This is a genomic window from Nocardia brevicatena NBRC 12119 (assembly GCF_000308495.1).
GTDB lineage: Bacteria > Actinomycetota > Actinomycetes > Mycobacteriales > Mycobacteriaceae > Nocardia > Nocardia brevicatena.
In genome coordinates this window covers 162,402-175,992 of the sequence record NZ_BAFU01000044.1, presented here as the reverse complement: position 1 = coordinate 175,992, position 13,591 = coordinate 162,402, and the positions used below count along the sequence as shown (strand labels likewise).

The window sequence follows — 13,591 nt, the reverse complement described above, 5'->3', positions numbered from 1 at the left end:
CACCGGCGCCGAAGCACCGCTCGACCGGGTATCCCGCCGCGACGGTGGTCGGCTCGGCCGTTCGCCGTCATCACGGTGGGCGGCCGAGCCGACGGCGTATCAGCGCAGTGCCGCCGCCTTCCGGGAGAGTCGTTTGGCCTTCTGCTCGGCGGTCGCCTTCGCGTCCTCCCCCGCACCATTGCTTGTCGGCTTCGCCGAAGCCTTGGCCGCGGCTTTCCGGACGGCCTTCTTCGGCGCGGACGCATCGGGACGTGGGGCCGGATCGGTGGCGGCGGGCGCCTCCAGGACCTCTCTCAGGAACTGGCCGGTATAGCTCTCGGGAACCGCGGCGACCTCCTCCGGCGTGCCCTGCGCCACCACCGTGCCGCCGCCGGAACCCCCTTCGGGACCCATATCGATCACCCAGTCGGAGGTCTTGATGACATCCAGGTTGTGTTCGATGACGATGACCGTATTACCCTTGTCGACCAGGCCGTTGATCACCTTCAGCAGTTTCCGGATGTCCTCGAAGTGCAGGCCGGTGGTGGGCTCGTCCAGGATGTAGACGGTCCGTCCGGTGGAGCGCTTCTGCAGCTCGGCGGCCAGTTTCACGCGCTGGGCTTCACCGCCGGACAGGGTGGTGGCGCTCTGGCCGAGCCGGACGTAGCCGAGTCCGACCCCGACGAGGGTCTTCAGGTAGCGGTGGATCGAGGTGACCGGTTCGAAGAAGTCGGCGGCCTCCTCTATGGACATGTCCAGTACCTCGGCGATGGTTTTACCCTTGTAGTGCACTTCCAGGGTTTCCCGGTTGTAGCGGGCACCGTGGCACACCTCGCACGGGACGTACACATCGGGCAGGAAGTTCATCTCGATCTTCAGGGTGCCGTCACCGGAGCATGCCTCGCAGCGGCCGCCCTTGACATTGAACGAGAACCGGCCCGGCTGGTAGCCGCGCACCTTGGCCTCGGTGGTGGCCGCGAACAGGGTGCGGATCTTGTCGAACACACCGGTGTAGGTGGCCGGGTTGGAGCGGGGGGTGCGGCCGATGGGCGACTGATCGACCCGCACCAGTTTGTCCAGCTGGTCGAGACCGTTGACCCGGGTGTGCCGGCCGGGGACCTGGCGGGCACCGTTGAGTTTATTGGCCAGCACGGTGGCCAGGATGTCGTTGACCAGCGTGGACTTACCGGAGCCGGAGACGCCGGTGACCGAGGTCAGCACGCCGAGCGGGAACGCGACGTCGATATCGCGCAGATTGTTCTGGCCGGCGCCGACCACGGTGATCCGGCGCTTCTTGTCGACCGACCGCCGCTGCGGCGGCACCTCGATCCGCTCCCGGCCCGCGAGATACGCACCGGTCAGTGAGTTCGGGTCGGTGAGCAGTTCCGCATAGGGACCGCTGTGCACCACCCGGCCGCCGTGTTCACCGGCCAGCGGGCCGATATCGACCACCCAGTCGGAGGCGCGGATGGTGTCCTCGTCGTGTTCCACCACGATGAGGGTGTTGCCGAGGTTCTTCAGCCGGGTGAGGGTGTCGATGAGCCGTCGATTGTCCCGCTGGTGCAGGCCGATCGACGGTTCGTCCAGAACGTACAGCACGCCGACCAACCCGGACCCGATCTGGGTGGCGAGCCGGATGCGCTGGGCCTCGCCGCCGGACAGGGTGGCCGCGGCCCGCGACAGGGTGAGGTATTCCAGGCCGACGTCGAGCAGGAAGCCCAGCCGGGCCTGCACCTCCTTGAGCACCTGCCCGGCGATGGCGGTCTCGCGCTCACCGAGGGTGAGCGCGTTCAGGAAGTCCGAGCAATCGCGGATGGACAGATCGCTGACCTCGGCGATGGATTTGCGCTCGTCGGCCGCGGCGAGGGTGACGGCCAGGATCTCCGGCCGCAGCCGGGCCCCGTTGCACACCGGGCACGGCACATCCCGCATATAGCCCTCGTAGTGCTCCTTCATCTGCTCGGACTCGGTGCTGTCCAGCCGTCGCTGCAGGAACGGCATCACGCCCTCGAAGTCGGCGTAGTAGGAGCGTTTGCGGCCGTAACGGTTGGTGTAGGAGATGTGCACCTGGTCGGAGCTGCCCTCCAGCACGGCCTTGCGCAGCCGGGGTGGCAGGTCGCGCCACGGGGTGCTCATATCGAACCCCATGGCGTCGGCCAGGCCGGACAGCAGCCTGGTGAAGTATTCGGCGCTCTGACCGCGCGACCACGGCGCGATGGCGCCCTCGGCCAGGCTCAGCTCCGGATCGGGCACCACCAGGTCGACGTCGACCTCCTTGCGGATGCCGAGGCCGGTGCAATCGGGGCAGGCGCCGTAGGGCGAGTTGAACGAGAACGAACGCGGTTCCAGATCCTCGATATCGAGCGGGTGGCCGTTCGGGCAGGCCAGTTTCTCGGAGAAGCGGCGCTCCCGGTCATGGGCGTGTTCGTCGCGGTCGACGAAATCGAGCACCACGATGCCGTCGGCCAGGCGCAGGGCGGTTTCGATGGAGTCGGTGAGCCGCTGTTTGGCGCTCGCTTTCACGGCGAGGCGGTCGATCACCACCTCCACATCGTGTTTCTCCTGCTTCTTCAGCTTGGGCGGATCGGTGAGCGGATATACCACCCCGTCCACCCGAACACGGGCGTATCCCTGCGCGTTGAGCTGCTCGAACAGGTCCACGAACTCGCCCTTGCGGGTGCGCACCATCGGCGCCAGCACCTGGAACCGGGTGCCTTCCGGCAGGGCCAGCGCCTGGTCGACGATCTGCTGCGGGGTCTGCTTGGCGATGTGCTCCCCACAGACCGGGCAGTGCGGCGTGCCGGCGCGGGCGTAGAGCAGCCGCAGATAGTCGTAGACCTCGGTGATGGTGCCGACCGTGGACCGGGGGTTGCGGTTGGTCGACTTCTGGTCGATCGAGACCGCCGGTGAGAGCCCCTCGATGAAATCGACATCCGGTTTGTCCATCTGACCGAGGAACTGCCGGGCGTAGGCCGACAGCGATTCCACATAACGGCGCTGCCCCTCCGCAAAAATGGTGTCGAAGGCGAGGCTGGACTTACCGGAGCCGGACAGCCCGGTGAACACGATGAGACTGTCGCGGGGCAGGTCGAGATCGACCCCCTTGAGGTTGTGTTCCCGAGCTCCGCGCACAGTGAGGCGTTCCGCCACCAGGTCGGTCCCTTCTCGTTCGTCATCGATATATCGCCATTGGTGCCCTGCCCGGACCCTCGTACGGTCGACCCGGCCATCGACACGACAGTCGACAACGGAAACCGGGCCGGTCATCGGCACACGGTCGGGGTCGAATCGGGTCACGGGGGCGCCCCGGTGATGCTAGGCCGGGCCACCGACAAGTTCCGCCGAGTGAATCGGACGACGACCGCGGCGGGCATCGGACCAGGAAGGATACGGTCCCGGTCACAGGGCACATCGAACCGTCCGCCATCGCGAACACCGGCCGACGAACCCGGACGGTGTCGGGGGCTTCGCAGCATCCGGGAGGCTGCGCCTCCAGCCTAGGGCAATTTCCACTGTCAATGGGCAGTGTCACCGACCACGTGGGCGGCGCGAGCACAGTCACGGACTTCTCATCGAGGGCCGGATCGGAATAATTCTCGTCTCGGCCGATCCGGTGACGGCGCCGACACCGGTAATGGACATAAGATCGGCAATGGGCCCGTGACCCGACATGGTCGTAGCTCTTCATCCGCTCCCCGCCGTCCATTCCGGGGGCCACGATTTCAGCATGGCGGTCGGACCGAATCCGGTGCGGTGACGCAGACCGATCGGCGATCACGTCGGCGGGTGGCATCAGGCGCTTCTGCAGAGCTCCCGACATATTTCAACAGCCCGATCAACCGACGATCGGGGTCAGGGATGATCGGAGGTTTCGCGTGACGGACAACGCGGCCAGGCAGAGAACGGCCGCCGCGGAACAGCTGGCGGAGCATTACCGTACGTTGGTCGAGCACAGCCCGAATGGGGCGTGCGTGTACGAACGTGGCGTCATCGTCTACGTCAATCCGGCCGCGGTGCGCATATTGGGGGCCGAGAGCGCCGACGAGCTCGTCGGTCAGGAGATGAGGCGTTTCGTGCACCCGGATTCGGTTCCCGCCATGAAGCGCTGCATCGCCGAGCTGTCCGCCGGCCGGCCGGGCACCGCCTCACCGCGTACCGAGATGACGCTGATGGGAGTGGACGGACGTGAGGTACCGGTGGCCACGATTTCGGTGGTCATCCCCTGGCACGACCGGTTGGCCTATCAGATATCCATCCACGATCTCACCGCACAGCGCGCAGCCGAGAAGGCCCAGCGCCGCGCCGAACAGCATTTCACCGCCGTGGTGTCGCAGCTGGATGAAGGCGTAGCGGTGATCCAGCGCGACGGCCTCATCCTCTCGGCGAATCCCGCCGCGCGACGCATCCTCGGTCTCGACGAGCGGCGCGAGCTGGTCGGCACGGACATCACCCGGTTGCCGGTGCCGATGCGGGACACCAATGGCCGGCCGCTGCCGCGGTCCCGTCATCCGGTGGCGCGGACCCTCGCTACCGGCGAGACGATCCGCGGCTTCGTTATGGGCATCACCCGTCCCGACGGGCAGGAGCGGTGGCTGGTTGTATCGTCCGGGCTGCTCATCCCGAGCGACCCCGATTCGGCGGCGGTGTCCTCGTTCGGCGATATCACCGAGCTCCGCGCCAGCCGCGACCAGCTCGAATACCAGGCCACCCACGATTCGTTGACCGGGCTGGGGAACCGTTCGCTGATCCTGTCCCAGCTGGCCGGGGCGCTCAACGCGGGCGCGCACCGGAGCGTGTCCACAGTGATGTTCATCGATCTGGACGAGTTCAAATCGATCAACGACACCATGGGCCACGCCATCGGCGATACGGTGCTGCAGATCGTGGCGCAACGACTGCAGCGGGCGCTGCGCGCCGAGGATATGGTGGGCCGGCTCGGTGGCGACGAATTCCTGGTTCTGCTGTCCGGCGATCCCACCGATGGGAACCTGGAACCCCTGGTCCAGCGGCTGCGCTCGGCGATGGCCGAACCTATCGTGGCGCGCGGGCACCGGATCGCGTTGACAGCCTCCATCGGGGTGACAACCCTGGACCCGGAGGACCGACGCATGCCGGAGGCGGTGCTGCACGACGCCGATATCGCCATGTACCGGGACAAGACGCCGAACCCCCGGGAGAACCCGCTCGGCGGCCGGCGACCCGACAACGAGCACGTGAGCTGATCCGGCGCCCCCGGACCCACGACGCGACCGGCGGGGACCGGCAAGCCACCCGGACTCGCAGTAAACTCGACAATTCCGTGCACACATGTGCCGCGGCCATGAAAGCCGTCCGCTCGGCATGCGCAGTCAACTGTCCTCCCCTGACGACGACCCGCGCACAGCCGCGGCGGAGGGAAGGTACGCCCGGGGTGACAAGGAGTCCAGTTTTGCCCGACCATCGCACTCAGGAGCGCCATGGCACCGCTCGCCCCGACGCGGCGCCGGTGAACGACGCGACCCGGGACATCGCGCAGGAACAGGAGTATCTGACGGAGCTCTACGGCCGCCTCGACGATATGCGCGCCTACGCCGAGAACCGGTTGCGCACCGTGCTGCTGGAAACCGGCGGCACCCCGCAGGCCCGCAGCGAACGCGAATCGTTCACCCAGCTCTACACCGAGGATCTGGCGAAATACGATGCCGCCGAGCACGGCCTATGTTTCGGCCGGATCGATATGGCCGCGGACGACGGGTCGGACGGCGACACCGAACCGGAGCGCCGCTATATCGGCCGGCTCGGCATCCTCGACGAGGAGCACGACTACGAGTCCCTGCTGCTGGACTGGCGCGCCCCGCTGGCCCGCCCGTTCTATCTGGCCACCACCGCCGCCCCCGACGGGGTCGTACGCCGCCGCCACATCCGGTCCCGCAACCGCCGGGTCACCGGGGTCAACGACGAATATCTCGACCTCGAGGCGGCCGAACGAGCCCGCGCGATCACCGCCGACAGCGGCGTGGGCAGCGAGAGCGCGCTGTTGGCGGCGCTCAACGCGGCCCGCACCGGTCATATGCACGACATCGTCGAAACCATCCAGAGCGAACAGGACGCGATCATCCGCGCCGAGCACAAGAGTGTGCTGGTGGTGCAGGGCGGTCCGGGCACCGGCAAGACAGCGGTGGCCCTGCACCGCGCCGCGTACCTGCTCTACACCTACCGTCGGCAGCTGGCCAAGAGCGGTGTGCTGATCATCGGACCCAATGCCACCTTCCTCGACTACATCGGCCAGGTACTCCCCTCCCTCGGCGAGACCGGCGTGTTGCTGTCCACCATCGGCGATCTGTACCCCGGAGTGAAGGCCACCCGTGCGGACTCGCTGCGGGCCGGGGAACTCAAAGGCTGTCCGGCCGTGCTCGACATCCTCAAGAACGCCGTCCGGGACCGCCAGCAGGTGCCCGCCGAACCCGTCGAACTCACCTTCGACGGCTACCCGGTCACCATCGACCGCAAGACCGCGACCCGGGCCCGTGGCCGCGGCCGGTCCTCCCGTCGCCCCCACAACCTGGCCCGCCCGGTCTTCGCCGCTGCCGTGATCGAGGCCCTCACCGATCAGCTCGCCCGCACCATGGGCGCCGACCCGATGGGTGGCCGGCACAGCCTGCTCAGTGCCGAGGACCTGTCCGAGATCACCGACGATATGCGCGCCGACCCGCAGATCCAGCGGGCCATCGACACGCTGTGGCCGATCCTGTCGCCGCAGCAGGTGCTCACCGATCTGTTCGCCGACCGGGAGCGGCTCGATCGCGCCGCGGCCGTGCTCGATCCCGCCGACCGCGCGGAACTGCTGCGCCCGGACACCGGCGAGTTCAGCGCCGCCGACGCCCCGCTGCTGGACGAGTTAGCCGAACTGCTCGGCGTGGACGATACCGCCGAACGCGAACGCGCCCGCCGCCGCTGGCGCGCCCAGCTCGCCGAGGCCCAGGACGCCTTGGACATCCTGACCGGTTCCGCACCTCAGGATCTGGAGGACGAACTGGACCCGGAGATCCTCATGGCCTACGACCTGATCGACGCGAGCCAGCTGGCGGAGCGACAGCAGGTCCGAACCCGGCAGAGCACCGCCGAACGCGCGGCCGGAGACCGCACCTGGACCTACGGCCACGTCATTGTCGACGAGGCGCAGGAACTGTCGGAAATGGCCTGGCGTATGGTGATGCGCCGCATCCCGAACCGGTGGATCACGGTGGTGGGCGATATCGCCCAGACCGGTGATCCGGCCGGGGCCTCGTCGTGGCAGCAGATGCTGGAACCGTATGTGGCCACACGCTGGAAGCTCACCGAACTCACCGTCAACTACCGCACCCCGGCCGAAATCATGGCCGTGGCCGCCGATGTACTCGCCGCCATCGACCCGTCGGCGCGGGTTCCCCGGTCGGTACGCGCCTCTGGACACCGGCCGCGGGCCCGCCGGGTGCGGGAATCGGAACGTGGTGCCGCAGTGGCGGCGGTGCTCACCGAAGAGCACGGTCCCGGTACCACCGCGGTGATCGCGCCACACACTCTGGTCGGCGAATTGTCCGCGCACGGTGGGGAATCGGTGCGGGTACTGACGGTGTCGGAGGTGAAGGGCCTGGAATTCGACGCGGTCTGTCTGGTGGAACCGCGGGATATCGTCGCCGAATCCCCGCGTGGTCTCAACGATCTCTACGTCGCGCTCACCCGCGCCACCCAGCGGCTCACCGTCGTGCACACCGGTGACCTGCCGGAAGTCCTGCGCGCACTGGCGCACTGAGTCGTCGGAACCACCGGTCCGACGGTCTCGGCGCGGGATTCCCACAGCGTGAACGCCCGCCTGCCTCATGAGGTGTGCGGGCGTTCGCGGCCACACCGGGCAGGCGCGGTGGCCCTGTCAGCGGACGGTGTGCACGATCAGTACGTCGGACAGGGACTTGCGCGCGACGTCCGAGGGCACCGAGCCCAGCAGCCGGCCGGTGAGGGTGTTGAGGCCCCGGTTGCCGACCACCAGCAGATCGGCCTGGGTCTCCTTCACCAGGTTCAGCAACGATTCGACCGGTTCCCCGACGATGCCGCGCTCGACGATCTCCTTGGCGCCCGCGGCGGCCGCCCGGTCCCGCGCGGCGCGCAGGATCTCGTTGGTGGGGGCCGAACCGCGAACCTGGTAGGCCTCGTCCTTGAGCATATCCGCCGCCACGGCGACCTCGCGTTCGTCGGTCGGGTAGTAGGCGCAGGCGACGATCAGCGTCGAGCCCGCGCTCCCGGCCAGTGCGGCGGCCTTGTCCACGGCGACATACGACGAGTCCGAGCCGTCGGTACCGACGACAATAGTCCGGTAGGCGGTCATTTCTCCTCCAACTGTGCAGGGTATAAACGCGTCTGCGCCGCAGCCCCGCCATGTGAGGGCATACAGCAGCACAGCGACTGCGTAGACCATAGCGGCAACCCGCCGTGGATTATTTCGATTCGAAACGCATCACATCGGCGTGTCCACCGCACGCGTGCGTCACCCCCGCCGCTCGAACCACGACGGGACCCTGCCTACCTGGGCCGATTCACCGACCGGAAACGATTGTTGTGATACGCCACAACCGCTTTGAACGACGTTGGTGCCCTGGGATATTCATCACACAACCGCCCTACCCCGGAAGGAGCGTGAGGTTTTCCGCCCACGGGGACGCCGGACGTTTTCTTTCGCGGAGCCGCGATCACATCGAGAAAAGCGGGCCGGTTATCGTCAAACCCAGATCCTCGGTATGCGCGAAGAAAGCGAACAGCATCAAAGCCGCGCCGGCCAGGGCGATGTCCTTGTTGAACTGGACCATCTCGGTCCGGGTGGCCTCCGCATCGGTTTCGTCCCAGAACCGGTGCATGACCACGGCCGTGGGGATCAGCATGATCACCAGCAGCAGCGCACCGAGATCGGCCCAGATGCCGAGCAGGATGCTCAGCCCACCGAGCAGCAGCAGGGCGCCCGAGCCCAGGACGGCGATCTCGGGCATGGGCACGCCCTTGCTCTGCGCATATCCGGCCATGTTCTTGGTCTGGGCGAAATGCCCGAAGGCCGAACTGAGGAACAAAATCACGAACAACACCCGGCCGATCAACACCACGACATCCATGTCCCGCTCCTTCATCGCCGTCGATGGGCCGCCCCTGCCCATCTCAACGCTCGCACGTTGCATTCGGCGGACGGACACTATCGCGTCGTGGGTATGACTTTCGATATCACTTCGTCGCGAGAACGTAACGAAGTCTTGGCATATTCCCCCGGCGTCATTCCGATCTCGGCGGTGAACTCCTTGGTGAAATGCGCCTGATCGAAATATCCCAGTTCGGCCGCCAAAGCGGCGAGATCGTCGCTTCTGCCGTGGGCGAGCAGATCGGCACCGTCCTGTAAACGGTAACGGCGCAGTACCCATTTCGGACCGGCCCCGATATAGCGGCGGAACAGCCGTTGCAGTGTCCGCGTCGGTACCCCGAATCGCTCGGTGACCTGATCCACTCGGGTCAACCGCTGGTCGCCGGCCATGGTCGCGACGATATCCAGGACGAGTCGATAGGAGGGGTCGACGGTCACCGGACGGGTCGACAGGAATTCCTCGACGATTCGCCGGCGCCCGGTATCGGAGGGTTCGGCCAGCACCCGCTCGGTCAGGTCACCGGTGCCGGACAGGACCTCGTCGAGCACGACCACGCTGTCCCGGAAGGCGCCCACATCCAGGCCGGTGAACGCGCCGAAACCACCCGGGCGGAACCGCACCCCGAACGTCTCACCGCGCCCGCGGAGTTCACGAACGAATTTCTTGGTGCAGACCCCGTTCACGAAACCGCCGGAACAGGTTTCGGTGCGTTCGAATGTGATGTGCACACACGGGTACGGCAGCACCTCGGCGGGGTAGGCCGACCGACCGTGCAGATCCCACCGCACCGACCAATACCATTCGACATAGGCGGCCGTCGCCGGGCCGGCGGGCAAGCGGTTCAGCGTGCGGTATCTGCCCTGTTCGTAGGGACGCAGAATGCCCTTGCGGTCGTCGGTCATCGACGCCGCGTGCGGTGGCGGCGCCGCCGGGTCACCGGGCACGGGCATGGTGTCGCTTTCTTACAAGACCGGAGCGTGGGCCGCGGGCAGAGTTGTCCGCATGAGCGATACCGTGAATCCCATCCCCGAGGGCTACCACTCCATCAACTGTTTCATCGCGGTCGGTGACGCCAACAAGGCGCTCGACTTCTACTCCGCCGTATTCGGTGCGGAGGTGCTCTCCCGCAACGACGGCCCCGACGGACAGCCCGTGCACGCGGAACTGAAAATCGGCGACTCGACCATTCAGATGGGTATGCCGATCCCCGAGACCGGGGTGCTCGCACCCAACGGCGAATGGGTGCACACCTCGATCGTGCACTACTGCCCCGATGTCGATGCCGTAATCGCGCGGGCGACCGACAACGGGGCCCGCTCGGTCGAAGAAGCGCAGACCTTCGTCACCGGTGACCGTTACGGCGTCGTCATGGACCCGTTCGGGCACCGTTGGGTGGTGATGACCCGCGTCGAGGACGTCTCTCGGGTAGAAGCCGAACGCCGCGTGAACGAGTGGCTGGCCACCCAGTCCTGATCGGACCGCGCCCCGGGCGGCGGCCCTGAACGTTCCGGGACGCCGGCGACCGGGTTCCCCGGTTTTCCGGCACTCGACGACACGTACGGCAAGGCCGACCTCGGCAGCGAAACGAGCCGCGCCGAGCGGCACGGCCGCGCGAAGCGCGTGTGTTCCATTCCCCGTCCGGCAGTAGCGGATCACCGACCCGATCCCATCTCTGCTCGCTCCACCGTTATGCCTCGAAACTACGCTCGACCGGTGAAAACCGCTCGTATCCCACCAATCGGGTACCCACCCGATCACCTTGCTCGGCGGTAACCGCACCGCTGATCACAGTGGCCTACCCGCCGAGGGAAGGGTATACGACGTCGGCGAAGCGGCAGAGATCACGACCACGGCGGCCGTCCCACGGCCACTTGTCCTGCCCCGGACAGGCCGACCCGGGCTCGGCCGGGGCAGGGCACCACGGTTCAGGCGATCGACGCAGCGGTCTCCAGGACGCGGGTGACAATCTCGGCCATGCGGGCTCGGAACACCTCGGGTCCGAAGGATTCCGCATGACCGCGGACCCGGTCCGGGTCGAGGGTGGTGGTGGACGGGTCACGCAGGACGGCGGCGAAGCCATCGACCACCTCGTCGTCGGAGCCGTACGGGATATGCGCGCCGCTGAGACCGGGCAGCACGGTATCCAGGGCGCCGCCCTCGCCCACCGCGAGAACGGGTGCACCACAGGCCATCGCTTCCACCGGAACGATGCCGAAATCCTCGATACCGGGCATGAGCAGCGCGTGACAGCGGCGGTACATATCGACCAGCACCGCGTCGGGCACGGCGCCCAGGAAGGTGGTTTCGGGGCCGGCGATCTCCTCGAGCCGACAACGGTAGCGGCCGTCACCGACCACCACCAGGCGGCGGCCCGCCCGCTGCGCGGCGCGAATGGCAAGGTCAGGGCGTTTGTACGGGACGAGCCGACCGGCGAACAGCAGGAAATCCTCGCGCGGCACCGTCGGATCGGGGGAGAAACGATCGAGGCGCACCGGGGGATGCACCACCACGGCGGGCAGGCCCCATCGGTCCCGCACCCGGTCGGCGACCACACGGGAATTCGCCACCACGGCGGCGAGGCGGCCGGCGGCGGCGATCTCGGCACGACGGGCCAGGGTACCGAGGGCGGCCAGGGCGGCGCGTCCGACCGGGCCGCTCGCCTCCTGGGCTCGGAACGCGGGCTCCCACGCCCAGCGGGCCGGGCTGTGCACGTAGGCGATCACGGGGGCGTCGGTGGCGAACACCGCCTGCGTCGCGAACGCGTGATGGCTGACCACCACCGCGTCGAAGCGGTCGCGCAGCGGCAGACGGCGCAGGGCGCGGGGAACCAGCGGCAACAACGGGGCGTGCGAGCGCCGACCGATGGTGGCGTAGGCGCGGGAGAGCCAGGTGTCGGAGACCATATCCCATGGCGGGTGGGCGAACGCCGGTGCGGCGACGGGATCGACGATCGGCGCGAACACCGCTGCCTGCGGCCAGGTGCGGGACAGTTCGCCGACAACCGCCTCCGATCCGCCGTATTCGGTGAACCGTTCGTGCACGATCGCCAGGCGCGCACCGTTCGAGGCGGGCGCGTCGCAGCCGACCGACCGACCTTCGTGGACACGCCCCGCCGAGTTCACCTCCCGCCGAGCGCGCCGACTCATCGCAGCACCCCCGCGAGTCGACGCGGCGCGGCGTACGGGCGCAGCGCCGGGGCTACAGGGCGTCCCTCGAGCAGGCCGGCCACCGTGCCCTGCTCGAGGGCCCGCCGGTAGACGGCGGCGGCGCCGTGACAGGCTTCCACGGTCTGGTCGATATCGCGGTCGGTGTGGGCGGCGGAGGTGACGAAGGACTGGCCGAGCACACCGCGACGCAGAAGTTCCTGCAGGAACAGCGTGCGGAACTCCTGAGACGGCCGTCCCTGCCGGTCGAGGGTTTGGAACAGCAGACATGCGGGACGCCCGGCGAGGCGGAGATGGTCGCCGATGCCGAGTTCGGCGGTGATCTCCTCGATTCCTGCACGCAGCCGCCGGCCCGCGTGGTCCATCCGGGCGATCGGATCGGTGGTGGCGTAGGCGTGCGCCACCGCTCGGAACGCGGCCAGCCCACCGGTTTCCGGACCGTGCGTCGTGGACAGCAGGAAGACGCGTCGGTCATCGGTGCGCAATCCACCCAGTTCGAGATACTCGCGCCGCCCGGCCAGGGCGGAGATGGGAAACCCGTTGCCCATGGCCTTCCCCCAGCACGACAGGTCCGGCACTACTCCGTACACTTGTTGCGCGCCGCCGGCCGCCCACCGGAATCCGGTGCTCATCTCGTCGAACACCAGCAGCGTCCCGTACCGGTCGCACAGCTCCCGCACCCCGGCCAGATAGCCGGGCGGCGGCTCGTGCAGCGCGGTCGCGGCTTCCATGACCACACACGCGACCGTCCGTCCCGTCAACACCTGCTCCAACGCCGGCAGGTCGCCGTAGGGGAAGCACACGGTCGGCTGCTCGGGGATACCCGCCGACATCTCCGTGGTGCCGATGAACCAGTCGTCGACCGAAAAGAATGTTTGCGCGCAGGCGGCGACGACGGTTCGCCCGGTCACGGCTCGCGCCAGCCGCACCGCGGCGGTGGTGGCGTCGGATCCGTTCTTGGCGAATTTCACCATGTCCGCGCCCGGGACCAGATCCAGGAAGTCTTCGGCGGCAAACAATTCCATCGTTGTGGGCCGGGAGAAGCTGACGCCGTCGGCAATCGCCGCGGCCACGGCGTCGACCACCGGGCGGTAGCCGTGCCCGAGCGTCACCGACCGCAACCCCATCCCGTATTCGACGAATTCGTTGCCATCGCAGTCGGTGACGCGGCAACCGTGCCCGCGCACCAGCACCGGCGCCATATGCTCGGGGTATTGGTCGGGGCCGCGGGCATAGGTATGGGCGCCGCCGGGCACCAGCTCGTGCATCCGCGCTTGGACGCTATCACTTCGACCGAAATCGGTGATCACA

9 protein-coding genes are annotated in these 13,591 nt (G+C 67.8%); 3 read left to right on the top strand and 6 right to left on the bottom strand.

Annotated features, from left to right (window positions below; genetic code table 11):
• Window positions 1-99: 99 nt before the first annotated feature.
• Entirely contained in the window at window positions 100-3,129 is a 3,030-nt protein-coding gene (uvrA, locus tag ON20_RS09450; protein ID WP_040834757.1) for an excinuclease ABC subunit UvrA, read from the bottom strand.
• A 725-nt stretch (window positions 3,130-3,854) separates the two neighbouring features.
• Between uvrA and ON20_RS09445 the strand changes: the two genes are divergently transcribed.
• Together ON20_RS09445 and ON20_RS09440 are read left to right on the top strand one after the other, a co-directional pair.
• Window positions 3,855-5,201 carry a diguanylate cyclase domain-containing protein gene (locus tag ON20_RS09445; protein ID WP_040834636.1) on the top strand — a complete coding sequence of 449 codons (1,347 nt, stop codon included), beginning with the start codon at window positions 3,855-3,857 and terminating at the stop codon, window positions 5,199-5,201.
• A gap of 206 nt (window positions 5,202-5,407) precedes the next feature.
• Window positions 5,408-7,750: a HelD family protein gene (locus tag ON20_RS09440; protein ID WP_438803396.1), complete on the top strand. Its 2,343-nt coding sequence runs from the start codon at window positions 5,408-5,410 to the stop codon at window positions 7,748-7,750.
• Window positions 7,751-7,867: 117 nt separating this feature from the next.
• Here ON20_RS09440 and ON20_RS09435 read toward each other — a convergent pair whose 3' ends face one another.
• The 3 genes from ON20_RS09435 to ON20_RS09425 form a co-directional block, all read right to left on the bottom strand.
• Window positions 7,868-8,320, bottom strand: a complete 453-nt coding sequence (locus ON20_RS09435; RefSeq protein ID WP_040834634.1) for a universal stress protein — start codon at window positions 8,318-8,320, stop codon at window positions 7,868-7,870.
• Between the two features lie 361 nt (window positions 8,321-8,681).
• The gene (locus ON20_RS09430; protein ID WP_040834755.1) at window positions 8,682-9,095 is read right to left on the bottom strand and encodes a DoxX family protein; all 414 of its coding nucleotides are present in this window, start codon (window positions 9,093-9,095) and stop codon (window positions 8,682-8,684) included.
• Window positions 9,096-9,172: 77 nt separating this feature from the next.
• Window positions 9,173-10,066 (bottom strand): AraC family transcriptional regulator, encoded by an 894-nt coding sequence (locus ON20_RS09425; RefSeq protein ID WP_245547132.1) that lies wholly within the window; start codon window positions 10,064-10,066, stop codon window positions 9,173-9,175.
• Between the two features lie 52 nt (window positions 10,067-10,118).
• On the opposite strand from ON20_RS09425, the gene ON20_RS09420 reads away from it, so the two are divergent.
• Window positions 10,119-10,589 (top strand): VOC family protein, encoded by a 471-nt coding sequence (locus ON20_RS09420; RefSeq protein ID WP_040834633.1) that lies wholly within the window; start codon window positions 10,119-10,121, stop codon window positions 10,587-10,589.
• A 452-nt stretch (window positions 10,590-11,041) separates the two neighbouring features.
• On the opposite strand, the gene ON20_RS09415 is transcribed toward ON20_RS09420, so the two are convergent.
• Together ON20_RS09415 and ON20_RS09410 are read right to left on the bottom strand one after the other, a co-directional pair.
• Window positions 11,042-12,262 carry a glycosyltransferase gene (locus tag ON20_RS09415; RefSeq protein ID WP_083864780.1) on the bottom strand — a complete coding sequence of 407 codons (1,221 nt, stop codon included), beginning with the start codon at window positions 12,260-12,262 and terminating at the stop codon, window positions 11,042-11,044.
• The gene (locus ON20_RS09410) at window positions 12,259-13,587 is read right to left on the bottom strand and encodes a glutamate-1-semialdehyde 2,1-aminomutase (protein WP_086008947.1); all 1,329 of its coding nucleotides are present in this window, start codon (window positions 13,585-13,587) and stop codon (window positions 12,259-12,261) included. The genes ON20_RS09415 and ON20_RS09410 overlap by 4 nt, the downstream gene beginning before the upstream one ends.
• Between the last annotated feature and the right edge of the window lie 4 nt (window positions 13,588-13,591).